At 61.7% G+C, this 17416-nt stretch carries 11 protein-coding genes and 2 rRNA genes (1 of these 13 only partly in view); 7 read left to right on the forward strand and 6 right to left on the reverse strand.

Annotation, left to right across the window (positions count from 1 at the left end; translation table 11 throughout):
• The 6 genes from GDV60_RS10380 to GDV60_RS10405 form a co-directional block, all read left to right on the forward strand.
• Positions 1 to 470, forward strand: a 23S ribosomal RNA gene (locus GDV60_RS10380); it begins 2424 nt to the left of the window's first position.
• A 150-nt stretch (positions 471 to 620) separates the two neighbouring features.
• Positions 621 to 736 (forward strand): 5S ribosomal RNA (rrf, locus tag GDV60_RS10385).
• Positions 737 to 958: 222 nt separating this feature from the next.
• Positions 959 to 2851, forward strand: a complete 1893-nt coding sequence (gene mrdA, locus GDV60_RS10390; RefSeq protein WP_104912023.1) for a penicillin-binding protein 2 — start codon at positions 959 to 961, stop codon at positions 2849 to 2851.
• Positions 2852 to 2966: 115 nt separating this feature from the next.
• On the forward strand, positions 2967 to 3479 hold the full coding sequence (locus tag GDV60_RS10395; RefSeq protein ID WP_029293247.1) for a sigma-70 family RNA polymerase sigma factor: 513 nt from the start codon (positions 2967 to 2969) through the stop codon (positions 3477 to 3479).
• Positions 3476 to 4450, forward strand: coding sequence for a FecR domain-containing protein (locus tag GDV60_RS10400; protein WP_159907047.1), 975 nt, complete (start codon positions 3476 to 3478; stop codon positions 4448 to 4450). Before GDV60_RS10395 ends, GDV60_RS10400 begins: the two co-directional genes overlap by 4 nt.
• Before the next feature lie 110 nt (positions 4451 to 4560).
• Positions 4561 to 6975: a TonB-dependent siderophore receptor gene (locus GDV60_RS10405; RefSeq protein WP_256679367.1), complete on the forward strand. Its 2415-nt coding sequence runs from the start codon at positions 4561 to 4563 to the stop codon at positions 6973 to 6975.
• A 1-nt stretch (position 6976) separates the two neighbouring features.
• Here GDV60_RS10405 and GDV60_RS10410 read toward each other — a convergent pair whose 3' ends face one another.
• The 6 genes from GDV60_RS10410 to GDV60_RS10435 form a co-directional block, all read right to left on the reverse strand.
• On the reverse strand, positions 6977 to 7948 hold the full coding sequence (locus GDV60_RS10410; RefSeq protein WP_159907051.1) for a cyclase family protein: 972 nt from the start codon (positions 7946 to 7948) through the stop codon (positions 6977 to 6979).
• Between the two features lie 28 nt (positions 7949 to 7976).
• On the reverse strand, positions 7977 to 8735 hold the full coding sequence (locus GDV60_RS10415) for an SDR family oxidoreductase (RefSeq protein WP_159907053.1): 759 nt from the start codon (positions 8733 to 8735) through the stop codon (positions 7977 to 7979).
• A 32-nt stretch (positions 8736 to 8767) separates the two neighbouring features.
• Positions 8768 to 10216, reverse strand: a complete 1449-nt coding sequence (locus tag GDV60_RS10420) for an aldehyde dehydrogenase family protein (RefSeq protein WP_159907055.1) — start codon at positions 10214 to 10216, stop codon at positions 8768 to 8770.
• Positions 10217 to 10218: 2 nt separating this feature from the next.
• Positions 10219 to 11325 (reverse strand): tartrate dehydrogenase, encoded by a 1107-nt coding sequence (locus tag GDV60_RS10425; RefSeq protein ID WP_159907057.1) that lies wholly within the window; start codon positions 11323 to 11325, stop codon positions 10219 to 10221.
• Positions 11326 to 11441: 116 nt separating this feature from the next.
• Entirely contained in the window at positions 11442 to 12329 is an 888-nt protein-coding gene (locus tag GDV60_RS10430) for a LysR family transcriptional regulator (RefSeq protein WP_133715649.1), read from the reverse strand.
• A gap of 268 nt (positions 12330 to 12597) precedes the next feature.
• Positions 12598 to 14829 carry a TonB-dependent siderophore receptor gene (locus tag GDV60_RS10435; protein ID WP_159907059.1) on the reverse strand — a complete coding sequence of 744 codons (2232 nt, stop codon included), beginning with the start codon at positions 14827 to 14829 and terminating at the stop codon, positions 12598 to 12600.
• Positions 14830 to 15056: 227 nt separating this feature from the next.
• Here GDV60_RS10435 and GDV60_RS10440 point away from each other — a divergent pair, with 227 nt between their 5' ends.
• Positions 15057 to 17414: a DNA polymerase II gene (locus GDV60_RS10440; RefSeq protein WP_159907061.1), complete on the forward strand. Its 2358-nt coding sequence runs from the start codon at positions 15057 to 15059 to the stop codon at positions 17412 to 17414.
• The last annotated feature ends 2 nt before the right edge of the window (positions 17415 to 17416 follow it).

Here is a 17416-nt window from a genome sequence, read left to right on the forward strand (position 1 = left end):
AGGTACTCCGGGGATAACAGGCTGATACCGCCCAAGAGTTCATATCGACGGCGGTGTTTGGCACCTCGATGTCGGCTCATCACATCCTGGGGCTGAAGCCGGTCCCAAGGGTATGGCTGTTCGCCATTTAAAGTGGTACGCGAGCTGGGTTTAGAACGTCGTGAGACAGTTCGGTCCCTATCTGCCGTGGACGTTTGAGATTTGAGAGGGGCTGCTCCTAGTACGAGAGGACCGGAGTGGACGAACCTCTGGTGTTCCGGTTGTCACGCCAGTGGCATTGCCGGGTAGCTATGTTCGGAATAGATAACCGCTGAAAGCATCTAAGCGGGAAACTAGCCTCAAGATGAGATCTCACTGGAACCTTGAGTTCCCTGAAGGGCCGTCGAAGACTACGACGTTGATAGGTTGGGTGTGTAAGCGCTGTGAGGCGTTGAGCTAACCAATACTAATTGCCCGTGAGGCTTGACCATATAACACCCAAGCAATTTGCGTCGAAAGGCCAGATTGCGGTGTGTGAAGACGAAACGAACCGAAAGTTCGATCTTGCAAAACACCGACTTCTATTACATACCCAATTTGCTGAAGCGAGGCCAACTGGCCACGACTCAGTACCCGAATTTCTTGACGACCATAGAGCATTGGAACCACCTGATCCCATCCCGAACTCAGTAGTGAAACGATGCATCGCCGATGGTAGTGTGGGGTTTCCCCATGTGAGAGTAGGTCATCGTCAAGATTAAATTCCGAAACCCCAATTGCGAAAGCAGTTGGGGTTTTGTTTTGGGCGGTAGAAAAGCAAAGGGTGCTCTTGACGCTGTTGGTACCCACTTGAACTGCCGTTCGGGTAATTCAATACAAAGTGTTTCGGCATTTTTGGTATGGTGCAGCACCTGTTCCAAGGACTGATCTTTGCACCGCAGGAAGCGGCATTGTCCCTGCTCAACGAGATGCTGTAGAAATGCCCGAAGCCATACCGATCAAAGACCACGAGAAAGAACATCGCCTGGTCAATAAACGCCTGTTGGCCTGCGCAATACTGGTGCTTGGCATCACCTGTGCCTTGGTCGCCCGCATGTATTTCCTGCAAGTGGTCGAGTTCGACTATCACTCCACCATTTCCGAAAACAATCGTGTCCATGTCTTGCCCATCACCCCGGCCCGCGGCCTGATCTACGACCGCAACGGCGTGGTCCTGGCCGATAACCGCCCCAGTTACAACCTGACCATCACCCGCGAGCGGGCTACCGATCTCAAAGGCGAACTGGATTCGATCATCACTCTCCTGCATCTGCCGCCCGAAGACCGCGCAGTTTTTGACAAGGCCTTGAAACAGGCGCGTCACCCGTTCGTGCCCGTAACGTTGTTCTATGAATTGACTGAAGAACAGATCGCCATATTGGCGGTCAACGAATTCCGCCTGCCAGGCGTGGATGTGGAGCCACAGTTCGTGCGTCACTACCCGTTGGGCGCACACTTCGCGCACTCCATTGGCTACGTGGGCCGTATCAACGAAAAAGAGTCAAAAGAACTGGATTCGGTCGAGTACCGTGGCACGCAATCTATCGGTAAAACCGGAATCGAGCGTTTCTATGAGGCGCAATTGCACGGCCATGTGGGTTATGAGGAAGTCGAGACCAATGCCCAGGGCCGAGTGCTGCGGGTGCTCAAACATACCGACCCGATTCCCGGTAAAAACATTGTCCTGAGCCTGGATATCAAGCTCCAGGAAGCCGCCGAAGAAGCCCTGGGCGACCGTCGCGGTTCAGTGGTTGCCCTGGATCCACAAACCGGCGAAGTCCTGGCAATGGTCAGCAAGCCCAGTTTTGACCCCAACTCGTTCGTCACCGGCATCAGTTTCAAGGAATATGCCGCTCTGCATGATTCCATTGACCGCCCCTTATTCAACCGGGTGCTGCGCGGGCTGTATGCGCCAGGCTCGACGATCAAGCCGGAAGTGGCCATCGCCGGTCTCGACAGTGGTGTCGTCACCGCACAGACACGGGTCTTTGACCCCGGTTACTACCAACTGCCCGACTTTGATCACAAATACCGCAACTGGAACCACAGCGGCGATGGCTGGGTAGATATGGACGCTGCCATCATGCGTTCCAACGACACCTACTTCTATGACCTGGCCCACAAACTGGGGATCGATCGCCTACACGACTATATGGCCGAATTCGGCCTCGGCCAGAAAGTCTCCCTGGATATGTTCGAAGAGTCGGCCGGCCTGATGCCGTCCCAGGCCTGGAAGCGTGCGACGCGCCGCCAGCCGTGGTTCCCGGGCGAAACCGTGATCCTTGGCATCGGCCAGGGCTATATGCAGGTCACGCCATTGCAACTGGCCCAGGCCACCGCGCTGATCGCCAACAAGGGTGTGTGGAATCGCCCGCATCTGGCCAAGACCATTGACGGTGTAGCGCCCGTGGATGAACACCCCATGCCCAATGTCGTGCTTAAGAACCCCCGCGACTGGGACCAGGTCAACCACGGCATGCAAATGGTGATGCACGATCCGCGCGGGATCGCCCGTGCATCGGCCGCCGGCGCGCAGTACCGGATCGCCGGCAAGAGCGGGACCGCACAGGTGGTGGCGATCAAACAGGGTGAGCGCTACAACCGTCTGAAGACTCGCGAGCGCAACCGCGATAACGCACTGTTTGTCGGCTTCGCTCCGGCGGAGCATCCCAGGATCGTGATTTCAGTGATGATCGAAAACGGCGAGGCGGGCGGCCGCGTGGCCGGCCCTGTGGTCCGCCAGATCATGGATGCCTGGCTGCTTGATCAGCAGGGCCACCTTAAGCCGCAGTACGCGGCGCCCGCCAAGGCTTCGGGTGATCCGCGCGTCTGAAAGAAGGTTTTACTCCACCCAGAGAGCGGGACCGCCCGGTAGATAAGCGATTGCATTTAGCCACAGCCTGCGCAGATAATGAGATGAATTATCATTAACGTCTGTGGCTGCCCGCGTGTCTACTCCTACCGATCCCAAGGCTCTTCTGGCAACGCTCTATGACGACAACCATCGCTGGCTACGCGCGTGGTTGTATCGTCAGCTCAAGTGCCCGCAGGATGCAGCGGACCTGACCCAAGATACGTTTATCCGCATTCTGGATGCGCGCCAGCTCAACCAACTCGATGAGCCCCGTGCGTTTCTCAGTACCGTGGCCCGCCGGCTGTTATTCAGTTTCTGGCGCCGCAAGCGCCTGGAGCAGACTTACCTTGACAGCCTGGCGCAACTGCCGGACGCCTATACACCGTCGGAAGAAGATCTGGCCCTGGTACGCGAGGCGCTCGAAAGTATCGACCGCCTGCTCAATGGCCTGCCGCCCCGTGTCCGGCAGATCTTTATGCTCAACCGTCTCGAGGGCTTGTCGCAACCGGCTATCGCCCAGCAACTGGACGTGTCGCTGGCCACAGTGGAGCGCGATCTGCGGCGGGCTTTCCTGCACTGTCTGGCCGAGTCGGCGGACCTGACATGAGCCAGTCCAAGGTTGACGCCACCACCCGCGCTGCCGTGGATTGGTTGCTGCGCCTGGAGGCGGCCGCTGATGATCCCTCTGTGCGTCAAGCCTTCGAAATGTGGTTGCGGGCCAACCCCCAGCATGCCATTGCCTGGCAGCGGGTCGGCAGTTTGCTGCAGCAGCCGATTGCCGACTTGCAGCGCGTCGAAGCCCGCAGCCCCGGTCAGTTACGTGCCGTGACCCAAGCCCTGGCAGCCCCGGATTCGGAGTCGCGGCGCAAGGTGCTGCGTGGTGGCTTGGCACTGGTGTTGTTCGGCGTCAGTGGCGCGGCGATCTTTGACCGCGACCAGCCACTCACAGGTCTGTGGGCCGACCGCCACACAGCCACCGGCGAGCGGAAGACCTTCGCCTTGGCCGATGGCAGTCGCCTGAGTCTCAACGCCCGTAGTTCGGTGGATATACAGTTCAGCGACAGCCGCCGCCTGGTACGTCTGCGCGAGGGCCAAGTGTTCGTCGATGTCGCCGCCGACCCGCGCCGACCGTTTGTCATCGCTACCGCCCAGGGAGAAGTCCAGGCCCTGGGAACACAATTCATGGTGCGCCAGGAGGCCGCCGGCAGCTTGACCTCGGTGCAACTGCATAGCGTGCGTGTCACCACGCTCGGCGGCAGCCAGCGCCGTGTAGAAGCGGGGGAGGCGGCGTGGTTCAGCGACAGCGATGTGCGTCCAGTACCGCTCTCGGTGCGCAGCCGGGCAGATTGGCGCGATGGCCGCGTCGACATCCGTGATGAACCCCTGGGCCTGCTGATCGACGCCCTGCGCCCGTATCGCCGCGGTGTGCTGCGGGTCAGCGAGCAGGCCGCAAAAGTACGCGTCTATGGCGTGTACCCGCTGGATGATCCGGCGCAAACCCTGGAGTCGCTGGCCCAGACCTTCCCCCTGCGCATCAGTCACTACGGTCCTTGGTTGACCCTGATTGATGTGCGCTGAGTGGCCGATGGGAATTATTTTCAATCAGCGTGAGGGGATCGCTGATCTCGCGAGTCAAGGTTAGGGAACGCCAACCTGACAATGAGCATCCTCACCCTATGGCACCCTTGATGATCCGTCCCTGCCTGTTGACCCTGGCCGTAACCCTGGCTGTGATTGGCCAGCCCGCTGTGGCCCTGGCCGACACCGCCGCCAGCGCCCAGCAATATTTCAATCTGCCCGCTGCAGCCCTCGGCGATAGCCTGAGCCGGCTGTCCCGGGAAAGCGGGCGCACGCTGTCGGTCACCCCGGCCTTGCTGCAAGGACGTCGCGCACCCGCATTGCAGGGCCAATACAGCCCGGAGCAGGCCGCGCAACACTTGCTGGCCGGCAGCGGCCTGGGCTTGACCGTCACCGAAAACGGCACATGGAGCCTGTATCTGCTGCCTGAGGGCGCGCTCAATCTTGGCGCCACCATGGTCACTGGCCAAGTCGCAGAAAATGCCTGGGGCCCCGTCGATGGCTATGTCGCGACCCGCAGCGCCACGGCCACCAAGACCGATACACCGATCCTGGAAATCCCGCAGACCGTCAACGTGGTCACCGCCGACCAGGTCAAGGTCCAGGGCGCGCGCAACCTGACCCAATCCCTGCGCTATACCCCGGGCATGGACACCAACGGCTACACCGACCGTAATACCATCGCCGATGAGTTGGGCAGCCGTGGCTTTTCTCCCACGTTGCTGTACCTCGATGGTGCCTACCTGCCTTACGCCGGCAGCCTCGGCGGTGCGCCACAAATCGACCCCTACACCCTGGAACGTATTGAGGTACTCAAGGGGCCGGCGTCGGTGCTGTTCGGGCAGAACCAACCGGGCGGGATGATCAACCTGGTGTCCAAGCGTCCCACCACCGAAGCGCGACACCAGGTCAAGTTCGGCGTGGGCAGCTACGACCGGGTCAACGGCGCCCTGGATTTCAGCGGCCCTATCGATGACGCGAAAACCCTGAGCTACCGCCTGATCGGCCTGGCCCGCGACGGCAACGAGATGGTCGACCACGCCACCGACAGCCGTACCTTGCTGGCCCCCAGCCTGACCTGGGCGCCGACCGAAGACACCGCCCTGACCCTCTACGCGCAGATCCAGCGCGACAAATCCCTGGCCGATTACCAGGCACTACCCGCCATCGGCACGCTCTATCGCAACTCCAAGGGCCAGCGCATCGACCGCGACACCTTCCTCGGCGATTCCGATTGGAACAACTACATCCGCGATCAATATGTGCTGGGCTATGACTTCTCCCACGCCTTCAACGACAACCTGGAATATCGCCAGACCGCACGGTTTACCGACGTCAACGATCGCTATAAAGGCTTCTACCTCAACCGCTTCGCCGAACTGCCCGACGGCAGCACCGACGATACCCGCGCCAGCCGCACCAAACTGGACTGGCGCCAACACAACAGCGCCTACACCCTCGATAACAACCTGCAGGCCAAGTTCGCCACCGGTGCCCTGGAACACACCTTGCTGGTGGGCTTCGATCACCGCGAGTTCACCCGTAAATACCAGGGTTACAACCTTTATGGCGCGGAAATCATCGACCTCTACAAACCGTCCAACTACCACACCTTTGGCCAGCCGCAACTGACCACCAAGTGGAACAACACGGTCAAGCAGACCGGCCTGTATGCCCAGGACCAGATCAGGTTTGATCGCTTCATCCTCACCATGGGCCTGCGTGAAGACTGGGCCGAAGTGATCAACCGCGACCTGCTGGACCGCAGCACGGTGTCGCAGAAAGACAAAAAACTCACGCGTCGCGTGGGCCTGACTTACCTCACCGACTTCGGCCTGGCGCCCTACGTCAGCTATGCCGAGTCGTTCCTGCCAAGCGTCGGCCGCTTGGCCCCGGAACGCGGTGGCGGCGCCTACAAACCGGTGGAAGGCGAGCAATATGAAGCGGGGGTCAAGTACCAGCCCAACGACCAGTCATTGCTGACCTTGTCGGTGTTCCAGATCAAACAGAAAAACGTCCTGACCGGCGATCTGGTCTATCGCGAATACCAGTTGCAGGAAGGTGAAGTGCGCTCACGCGGCGTCGAATTCGAAGGCAAGGCACGGTTCGGCCAGGTGGAGTTGATCAGCGCGCTGACGTACCTGGACGCGATCTATACCAAGAGCAACTACGGCGATGAGGGCAACCGCAGCGAGGCGCAAGCCCCGTGGAGCGGCAGCGTCTGGGCCGACTACCATTTTTCCAGTGATGCCTTGGCCGGCCTGACCGCAGGTGGCGGTGCGCGTTACACCGGGAAGAAATACGGCGACTCGTCCAACACCTTCAAGACCCCGTCGTTCGTGGTTTACGACGCTACGGTCAGCTACGACCTGAGCCGCCTGGGCCCCGCATTCAAGGGCGCCGAAGCCAGCCTCAACGTGCAGAACCTGTTTGATCGCGAGTATGTCTCGTCCTGCAACTACGCCTTTGGTTGCTATTACGGCCAGGAGCGCACTGCGTCCCTGGCCGTGTCCTACGACTGGTGAGCTACTTGATCACCACCGGGTTCACCGGCGCGCCGCTGCCACCGACAATCTTCAACGGTGCGGCGGTGTAGAGGAACTTCCACTGGCCGTCGTCGGCACAATCGGCGGCCAGATCCTCCAGCAGCACGATCTCGGTAAAGGCGATGCCGAGGTTGCGCATCAGCGCGCAATGCAATGGAATCTGCACCCCCGACACCGGATCGGTGATCACCTCATTGGCGATGGTGTCGGTCACCAGGTTGGGGATTTCCATGGCATGGAACCACTCCACCAACTCCCGGCTGTAGGTCAGGCCAGGCTCCACCAGGTCCTTGAAGAACTCAGTCTTGCCATACTCGTAGAACGCGCCCATGGAGCCGGTACGGATGATCAGGATGTCGCGTTTTTCGATGGTCACGCCCTGGGCCTTGGCGGCCGCCAGCAAGTCCAGGTGATTGAAGGTTTCGCCACGGCCCAGGTATTTCTTGCCGCGATGGCGGGCCATGTCGATCAGCACCGCGCGCCCGACCACGCCACGTTCGGCAATCGCCAGCACACTGGCCTTGGCCATGCCGCCGACGGTGCTCATGGCGTCGTAGCCGTTCCACAGTTGATTGTCGTACCAGGCATGCCCGAGGGCGTCGTACTGGGTCGAGCCTTGCAACTGCATGAAGATCACATCGTCGCAATACGCTGCGCCGCCGGTCATTTCGGGTTGCTTGCCGAAGTGATAGTGGCTGTGATCCAGGGTATTGAAGCGCATCGACGGGTTGCGTGCCGGCCACATCGGGTCGCCGCCCGGATGGCCGATCTGCACTTGCAACGTGAAGGTCTTGCCTTGGCGCACCGAGGCCACGCCGCGCAGTACTTCGGCTTCGGTCAGGTAATTGAGGGCGCCGACCTCATCGTCCGCTCCCCATTTACCCCAGTTCTTTGGCAGGCCATCGAGTAATTGCTTGGTGCTCGGTTCGTTCTTGTTATGTAAGTCACACATATCGACTCCGATCCCTATGGTCGTTGAGTTACACGCAGCGCCCACCATCGACTTCAAGGCAAGTGCCGGTGATAAAAGCCGCTTCGTCCGAGGCCAGGTACAGGCAGGCATTGGCCACGTCTTGCGGGGTGGAAAAACGTCCCAGGGGGATAGTCGCCATGAACTTCTGGCGGTTTTCCGGGGTGTCCGGCACACCCATGAACTCACTGAGCAGCGCCGTGGCGCCGACCACCGGGTTCACGCAGTTGACGCGGATATTGTCCGGGCCCAGTTCCGCTGCCATGGTCTTGCTCATGACCACCACCGCACCCTTGCTGCCGTTATACCAGACCAGCCCCGGGCGCGGGCGGATCGCCGCAGTCGAGGCAATGTTGACGAACACGCCGCCGCCCTGGCCGCGAAAGTGCGGCACAAAATGCTTGGCGCTGAGGAAGATACTTTTGACGTTGACCGCGAACACCCGGTCGAACTCGGCCTCGTCCACTTCCAGCATCGGTCGGTTGCGGTGGGTGGTGCCGGCGTTGTTGATGACGATATCCAGCCCGCCGAATTGCTCCAGGGTCGCCCGCAACAGGGCGCCCACGCTTTCGTCGTTGGCCACGTTGACCTCGACGAAGTGCGCATGGCCGCCGCTGGCCGCGATCTCATTGACTACCCGCTGGCCGCCGGTGGCGTTCATGTCGGCGACGATAACCCGCGCACCCTGTTGGGCGAAGGTCTTGGCGATGCCTTCACCAAAGCCGGAGCCGGCGCCAGTGACGATGGCTACTTTGTTTGCGAGACGCATGGAGTGTTCTCCTTTCTTGTTGTTGTAATGGCTTAGCCGTGTTTGATCGCAATGGTCTTCAAGGTGGTAAAGCCCAGCAGGGCCTCGAAGCCTTTTTCCCGGCCATAACCGCTGGCCTTGACGCCGCCGAAGGGCAGTTCAACCCCGCCGCCGGCCCCGTAGTTATTGATGAAAACCTGGCCGCAGCGCAGCTTGCGCGCCAGGCGCATTTGCCGGGCGCCGTCGCGGGTCCAAACGCCGGCGACCAGGCCGAAATCGGTGCCGTTGGCCAGGCGGATGGCCTCGGCTTCGTCGTCGAAGGGCATCACGGCCAGTACCGGACCGAAGACTTCCTCCTGGGCCAGGCGGCTGTCGGGCGGCACGTCACGAAACAGCACCGCTTCCTGGAAGTAACCGCCACTGCCGGCTTCCGCCACCACCTGGCCGCGCGCGGCAACGGTGATGCCGGCCTGCTCGGCTTCGCGGACGAACTCGCGCACCAGGCGTTGCTGCTTCTGGTTGATCAGCGGCCCCATATCCAGGTCCAGCGCCGAAGGCCCGGTGCGCAATTGGCGGAAGCGCTGGCTGAGCTTCTCCAGCAGCGTTTCATAAATACTGCGCTCTACCAGCAGCCGGCTGCCCGCCGAACAGGTCTGCCCACAGTTCTGCACAATGGCATTGACCAGCACCGGCAAGGCTTCATCCAGGTCCGCATCGGCGAACACCAGTTGCGGTGATTTGCCGCCCAGTTCCAGGGTCACCGGGCAATGCCGCTCAGCGGCCGCTTTCGACACCGCCGTGCCGGTGACTGTGGAGCCGGTAAACGAGATGTGATCGATTCCAGGATGAGCGCACAACGCAGCGCCGGCTTCATAGCCGTAGCCGGTCACCACATTGATCGCACCGGCCGGAAAGCCCACTTCGGCGGCAATCTGCGCCAGGCGCAGCAGCGACAGGCTGGCATCCTCGGCCGGCTTGACCACGCAGGCATTGCCCGCTGCCAGGGAGGCGCCGACGCTGCGGCCGAAGATCTGCATCGGGTAGTTCCACGGGATGATATGCCCGCTCACTCCATGGGGCTCGCGCACGGTGAGCACCGTGTAACCGTTCTGATAGGGCAGGGTTTCGCCGTGCAACTTGTCGGCCGCGCCGGCGTAATATTCAAAATAACGGGCGAGGGCAGTGGCATCGGCCCGTGCGACTTTCAGCGCCTTGCCGGTGTCCCGTGCTTCGATCTGCGCCAGCTCTTCGTGGTGTTCCAATACGGCCACGCCGAGCCTGGCCAGCAGGCGGCTGCGCTCCAGGGCCGACAATCTGCCCCATGGGCCATCAAAGGTCTCGCCCACGGCCAGGCGCGCGGCGCTGACGGCGGCGTCGATATCGGCGGCGGTACCCCGGGCGATGCTGGAGTAGGTTTCGCCGCTGCTGGGGTCGATCACCGGGATATCTTCAAGTGAGGTCGAGGCCTGCCATTGGTTGGCGATGTAGTGTGCATTGATCATGTTCAGCTCCTGTTCCCGGCGATGCATTCGGCGATGGCCACGCCCACTTCAATCGTACTGGCACTGCCGCCCATTTCCCGGGTGCGTGGACCCTCGGCAAGTACCGTCTCGATGGCCGAGACAATGGCGGCTGCGGCCTGTTGGTAGAGCGGGTTGCCATTGCCCAGATGCTCGATCATCAACGCAGCCGACCAGATCTGGCCGATGGGGTTGGCCACGCCCAGCCCGGCAATATCCGGTGCCGAACCATGCACCGGCTCGAACAGCGACGGGTAGCGTCGCTCGGGGTTGAGGTTGGCCGATGGGGCAATACCGATGGTGCCGGTACAGGCCGGGCCGAGGTCGGAGAGGATGTCGCCAAACAGGTTGGAGGCCACCACCACGTCAAACCAGTCCGGGTGCTGCACGAAGTGTGCACACAGAATATCGATATGGAATTTAGCGGTCTTGACGTCCGGGTAGCGCTGGGCGATCAGGTTCACCCGCTCGTCCCAGAACGGCATGGTGATGGAAATACCGTTGGATTTGGTGGCGGCCACCAGGTTCTTGCGCGGTCGCTGCTGAGCCAGTTTGAAGGCATAGTCCACCACGCGGTCCACGCCTTCGCGGGAGAAGATCGACTCTTGCACCGCGATCTCGCGCGGCGTGCCTTCCCACATCCGCCCGCCGACGCTGGAGTATTCGCCCTCGGTGTTTTCCCGCACCACGATAAAGTCGATATCCCCCGGCACACGGCCGGCGAGCGGGCAGGGCACGCCAGGCATCAGGCGTACCGGGCGGATGTTGACGTACTGGTCGAACTGGCGGCGGATCTTCAGCAGCGACTCCCACACTGCCGTGTGGTCGGCGATGATGTCCGGTGCGCCCACGGCACCGAAGAAGATCGCGTCATGGCTGCCGATCTGCTCGGCCCAGTCGTCCGGCATCATGCTGCCGTGGGCCAGGTAGTGTTCGCTGCACCAGGCAAAGTGATCGAACTCAAAGGCAATCCCGAAACGCCGGCTGACGGCCTCCAGTACACGCAGGCCTTCGGGCACCACCTCGCGGCCGATACCGTCGCCGGGAATCACGGCAATACGATGGGGGGGGCTGGTCGTGGAATTGGACACGCCGTGTCTCCTGTTTTTGTTGTTGTCAGTGAGGCGGGGACATTCTTGGCACAGGTGCAACGGTGGGGGAATTGCTGATTGTGGAAGTGGCCTTCGCAAAATTCGAAGGCCGGCGGTTATGCGCGATTACAGGCACCGAGGTAGTCGAATAATGCCAGGCTTGTAGGAGAGGGCTGTTGCTGGCGCATGCACAGGTACATCTGGCGGTCGGCCCAGGGGTCGTCGATTTCGATAAAGCGCAAGGCCATTTCCTTGCGAAAGATCTGCACGGCGCCCTGGGGCAGCACGCCAACCCCTTGGCCGGCGGCAATCAGCCGGCACACGGCTTCAAAGCTGCGTACCTGGACCCGCAGGCGCAGGGGCATGCCAATCGCCGCAGCGGCTTCGGTGATCAGCGTGGTGATGGCGGCGTTATCTTCCAGGCCGACAAAGTCGTAGCCCAACAAATCCTCAAAGCGCGCATGGCGCATCTTGAACGGATGATCATCGGGTACCAACAGGCACAGGCGGTCCTGGCAGTAAGGGACAAAGCGCAGTTCCTCGCCGCTGGGCTGAGTGGTGACGATCCCCACATCGGCCACGCCATCACGCACCGCTTGCAGGATTTCGCGGCTGCGTTCCTCGCGGATATCCAGGCGGATACCAGGATGCAGGGCGTTCCATTGGGTCAATTGGCTGGGCAGTTGCTGGCTCATCGCCGAGCTGTTGGCATACAGGCACACGCGGCCAGTGGCGCCCTTGGCGTAGTCGGCGAGGTCGGCATGCATTACGTCGACCGCCCGCAAGATCGACAACCCATGCTCCACCAGCACTTCCCCGGCCGCCGTCGGTGAGACGCCGGTCGAGGAGCGGTGCAACAGGGCGACCTTGAAATGCTGTTCGAGCAACGACAGACGCCGGCTGGCCGCCGACAGCGAGAGGTGCGACTGCTCGGCAGCCCGGGACAGATTGCCCAGCTTGACCGTCTTGAGGAACAGCTCGATGGAGGTGAGGTCGGGGGCCATGCCAGAGTCCTTGTGCGCGGTCTGTGAAAACTACGCAGTTGGGGCCGGGCTGTCCAATAGCCTGCCAACTCAACATACTTTGTGAATGCTGTTTTCGGCCTGATACAGACCAAAATGTGGGAGCTGTCGAGCGTTAGCGAGGCTGCGATAGCGGTGGCGCAGGCGATATTTCTGGTACCTGTGCCGCCGCTATCGCAGCCTCGCAGGGCGAGACAGCTCCCACAGGAGCTTAGCGCTGGATCCGGGATTTCAGTCTGTAAGGTGGGGCTCAGAATTCAATGCTTGCCGACAGCTTGGCCACCCGCGGATCGCCTTGGGTCAGATAGCCGCCCATCGCCGATTCCCAGTATTTGGTATTGGCCACGTTGTCCACGGTAAGTCCCAGGGTGACGTCGCGCTGGTCCATCTTGAAGTTGTAGCGTGCACCCAGGTCAAAGCGGTTCCAGGCCGGCAGGCTGAGCTTGTTGGCGGCATCGACATACTGCCCGCCGGTGCGCAGCATGCGCCCGCTGAGGGTCACGCCTTGCAGGCCTGGCACATCCCAATCCACCCCCGCATTGAGCTGGAACGACGGCACGCCAATCGCGCGGTTGCCGTCGTTGGCGCCGTTCTGTGTGCCCTTTAGCTCGGTTTTCATGACTGTCACACCGCCCAGCAGGCGCAGGCCGGCCAGCGGTTCGCCGAATACGTTGAGTTCCACGCCCTTGTTGATTTGTTCGCCTTCACGCACGAAACGCGCGGTGGTGGCGTCGATGATCTCGCTGTAGCCGGCGCCGGGCTGCTCGATGCGATACACCCCCAGCGTTGCGCCGTAGGTGCCCATGTCGACCTTGACCCCGGCCTCGACCTGCTTGGAGCGTGCCGGGGCGTACACCAGACCAGCGTTGGTCACCGTGCGAACACCTAGTTTCTCTGGTGCGGTCGGCCCCTTGGCCAATCCTTCAATCCGATTGGCATACAGCGACACATGCTCCCAAGGCTTGAACACAATGCCGTACACCGGCGTGGTAATCGACTGATCGTAGTTGGCGGTGCGGCTGGCGCTCATGTAGTTGTAGCCCTGCACCACCATTTGCTGGCGGCGCAGGCCGAGCGTGACCAGCAGGCGATCATCGACAAAACCAAAGGTGTTGGAGACCGCCGCGCTGCGCACGAAGGTCTTGGCGGTGATGGTCGGGTCGCTGAAGTCGGTGCCAGGGGTATTGCGTGGGCTGTTCAGGCGCGGTTCGGCGCCGGTCACCGGCTGGTAGATATTGGTGGGGGTCTTGGCGCTGTCGAACACATAGGCGTTACGTGCCTCGGTCCAGATCCCCGCCAGGCCGAAGTTCAGGCGATGGCTCACCGGGCCGGTCTGGAAGTTGCCGTTCAGGCCGGCCATGGCGCTGCTGTTGTCTTCTTCGTGGGCGATGGTCGAAGCGCTGGTCTGGGCGTTGCCCAGGTTGTCGTTGATGGTCACCGATGAGTACTGGCCCATCTCCCGAGTGTGCTTGACCCCGCCCGCCGCGTAGGCGGTCCAGTTGTCGTTCAGGTCATATTCGGCGCGCAGCATGCCCAGGGTGTCTTCAATATTGGTCGCACTCCAGCGCGGTGCATAGTTGGTGTCGGCCGACGGTGCGTCGGGTACCTGGGTCACGGCTGTCCCCAGGAACACCGAGTTGCGCCCGCCATTGACGCGCTGCTTCTGATACGCGAAATCCCCCGACAGACGCAGTGCATCACCCTGGTAATCGAGGCCCGCGGCAAACAGCTTGGAGCGCTGGTTTTCATTGTCGGTGCCGGTATCGCCTTCACGCTGGGACAGGTTCACCCGTGCGCCAAAACGATTGTCTTCGCCAAAGCGCTGGCCGATATCCAAGTGCTGGCCAATCCGGCCTTCGCTGCTGATATCGGTGCTGAAGCGGCGCAGCGGTTCATCGCCGGCGCGCTTGGGTTGCAGGTTTACGCCGCCGCCGATACCCGAGCCGGAGGGCGTTACCCCGTTGATAAAGGCGTTCGGGCCCTTGAACACTTCCACCCGCTCCAGAGCGTCGGTGGACATGATCTGCCGGGGTAGGATGCCGTAGAGGCCGTTGTAGGAAATATCATCGCCATTCAGTGGCAGGCCACGAATCACGAACAGTTGCGACTGGTTGGCGTAACCCGACGCCTGGCGCACGGATGAGTCGTTGAGCAGTACATCGCCCACGGTCTCGGCCTGCTGGTCGCGAATCAGTTTTTCGGTGTAGGAGGCCATGCTGAATGGCACGTCCATGATGTCCTGGTTGCCCAGTACCCCCAATTGCCCGCCGCGCGCCACTTGGCCGCCGGCGTACACCGGGGGCAGGGCGCCGGGGATGATTGATTCGGCGCTGATGCTGGTTGCCCCCAGTTCCAGGGCCTGGCCGTTGCTCGCATCCTGCGGGGTTGGTTGGGGGGCGCTGTGGGAGGCAAAGCTCAGGGAGCAGCACAGGGCGAGCAGGGTCGGGCGAAACGGCACGGCAAGTCGGGCACAGGTGGGCATGGTCGATCCGGACGGTGAACCGTCAGTGTGAGGAAGGGGGCAATGGCGTTGCGCTTCCTCATTGCGCGAATACGACTCCGGTGCAAATGATAATAAGTGCTAAATGGTGTTTTACAAACTGTTTTGTGCTGTCCGACTTTTCTGAAGGCCAGAAAATTTCTATTAAGGCCTTACGGCGGATGCCGAGTAGAATCGCGCCCTGAAAGCGATTCCTGAGGTGCGGCAAGGTGGATTTACAGCAGGGTTTTGTCCTGACCCGGCATTGGCACGACACCCCGGCGGGCACGCAGGTCAGCTTCTGGCTGGCCACCGACCAGGGGCCGCGGTATATCCGTCTACCGGTGCAGCCTTCGGTGATGTTTATTCCCGTGGCCCATCGTGAGCACGCGCAACGCGTGCTCAAGGGTGAGCGCGATGTGGATCTGCGCCCGCTGCAGTTGTGTGACTTCCATCACCGCTCGGTCCTGGGCCTCTATACCCGCCAGCATCGCCAGGCCATGGACCTGGAAAAACGCCTGCGCCAGGCCGGCGTGGATGTCTACGAAGGCGATGTACGCCCGCCTGAGCGCTACATGATGGAACGCTTTATCACCGCGCCCGTGGCGTTTGACGGCACACCGGGCGAGGGCGGGACGCTGCTGGAGGCGCAGATGAAGCCGGCGCCGGACTACCGTCCGGCGTTGAAGCTGGTCTCTCTGGATATCGAAACCACCGCGCGCGGCGAGCTGTACTCCATCGCCCTGGAAGGTTGTGGTGAACGCCAGGTGTATATGCTCGGCCCGCCGAATAAAACCGACGCGGTGGATTTCCAGCTCGAATACTGCGACAGCCGCGCCCAACTGCTGGAGCGCCTGAACCAATGGCTGGCACAACACGACCCCGACGCAATCATTGGCTGGAACCTGGTGCAGTTCGATCTGCGGGTCCTCCATGAGCATGCCAAGCGCCTCAACGTGCCATTGCTGCTCGGCCGTGGCGGCGAGGCCATGGCCTGGCGCGAACATGGCAGCCGTAACCATTACTTCGCCGCTGCTGCCGGGCGACTGATCATCGATGGCATCGAAGCCCTGCGTTCGGCCACCTGGACCTTTGAATCCTTTAGCCTGGAAAACGTCGCCCAGACCCTGCTCGGCGAAGGCAAGTCGATCTCCACGCCCTACCAGCGCATGGACGAGATCAACCGCATGTTCGCCGAGGACAAGCCCGCGCTGGCGCGCTACAACCTCAAGGACTGCGAGCTGGTGACGCGGATTTTCGAAAAGACCGAACTGCTCAAGTTCCTGCTGGAGCGGGCCAGCGTCACCGGCTTGCCGGCGGATCGCAATGGCGGTTCGGTGGCGGCGTTTACCCATCTGTATATGCCGCTGATGCATCGCCAGGGCTTTGTCGCGCCGAACCTGGGGGACAAACCGCCCCAGGCCAGCCCCGGTGGTTTTGTCATGGACTCGCGGCCCGGCCTGTACGAGTCGGTGCTGGTGCTGGACTACAAAAGTCTCTACCCGTCGATTATCCGCAGCTTCCTGATCGACCCCGTGGGCCTCATCGAAGGCCTGCGCCATCCCGACGACAGCGAGTCGGTGGAAGGCTTTCGCGGCGCCCGTTTTTCCCGCACCCGGCATTGCCTGCCGTCGATTGTGGCGCGGGTCTCCGAAGGCCGCGAGGTGGCCAAGCGCGAGCATAACGCGCCGCTGTCCCAGGCCCTGAAAATCATCATGAATGCCTTCTACGGCGTGCTGGGTTCCAGCGGTTGCCGGTTCTTCGACACACGACTGGCCTCGTCCATCACCCTGCGCGGCCACCAGATCATGCGCCAGACCCGCGAACTGGTCGAAGCCCAGGGCTATGAAGTGATCTATGGCGACACCGACTCCACCTTCGTCTGGCTGGGTAGTGCCCACTCCCAGGAGGAGGCCACACGCATCGGCCAGGGCCTGGTGCAGCACGTCAACCAATGGTGGCGCGAACGCCTGCAGAGCGAATTCGGTCTGCAAAGCGCCCTGGAACTGCAATACGAAACCCACTTCAGCCGCTTCCTGATGCCGACCATTCGGGGTGCGGAGGAGGGCAGCAAGAAGCGTTATGCGGGCCTGGTGACCCGGGCCGATGGCAGTGAAGAAATGATCTACAAAGGCCTGGAAACCGTGCGCAGCGACTGGTCGCCCCTGGCCCGCCAATTCCAGCAGGAGCTGTATCAGCGCATCTTCCATCGCCAGCCCCACCAGGATTACGTGCGTGACTACGTGCGCCGCACCCTCGACGGCGAACTCGATGAACTGCTGATCTACCGCAAGCGCCTGCGCCGGCAACTGGGCGACTACGAGCGCAACGTGCCGCCCCATGTGCGCGCCGCGCGCCTGGCGGATGAGTACAACGACCGCCAGGGTCGTCCACGGCAATACCAGAACGGTGGCTGGATCCGCTATGTGATCACCGTCAACGGCCCCGAACCCCTGGAGGTGCGCCAGGCGCCGATCGACTACGACCACTACGTCACCCGGCAATTGCAGCCGGTGGCCGATGCGATCCTGCCGTTTGTCGATGACGATTTCAGCACCTTGGTCGGTGGTCAGATGGGCTTGTTTTAACG

Origin of the sequence: Pseudomonas sp. DTU12.1 (assembly GCF_009873475.1) — a bacterium.
In the GTDB taxonomy this organism is placed as follows: domain Bacteria; phylum Pseudomonadota; class Gammaproteobacteria; order Pseudomonadales; family Pseudomonadaceae; genus Aquipseudomonas; species Aquipseudomonas proteolytica.

What these genes read in the sequence shown, in the direction of transcription:
- GDV60_RS10410 (WP_159907051.1), bottom strand. Translation starts at nt 7,948, where the DNA reads ATGTGTGACTTACATAACAAGAACGAACCGAGCACCAAGCAATTACTC.
- GDV60_RS10405 (WP_256679367.1), top strand. Translation starts at nt 4,561, where the DNA reads ATGATCCGTCCCTGCCTGTTGACCCTGGCCGTAACCCTGGCTGTGATT.
- mrdA (WP_104912023.1), top strand. Translation starts at nt 959, where the DNA reads ATGCCCGAAGCCATACCGATCAAAGACCACGAGAAAGAACATCGCCTG.
- GDV60_RS10435 (WP_159907059.1), bottom strand. Translation starts at nt 14,829, where the DNA reads ATGCCCACCTGTGCCCGACTTGCCGTGCCGTTTCGCCCGACCCTGCTC.
- GDV60_RS10420 (WP_159907055.1), bottom strand. Translation starts at nt 10,216, where the DNA reads ATGATCAATGCACACTACATCGCCAACCAATGGCAGGCCTCGACCTCA.
- GDV60_RS10430 (WP_133715649.1), bottom strand. Translation starts at nt 12,329, where the DNA reads ATGGCCCCCGACCTCACCTCCATCGAGCTGTTCCTCAAGACGGTCAAG.
- GDV60_RS10415 (WP_159907053.1), bottom strand. Translation starts at nt 8,735, where the DNA reads ATGCGTCTCGCAAACAAAGTAGCCATCGTCACTGGCGCCGGCTCCGGC.
- GDV60_RS10400 (WP_159907047.1), top strand. Translation starts at nt 3,476, where the DNA reads ATGAGCCAGTCCAAGGTTGACGCCACCACCCGCGCTGCCGTGGATTGG.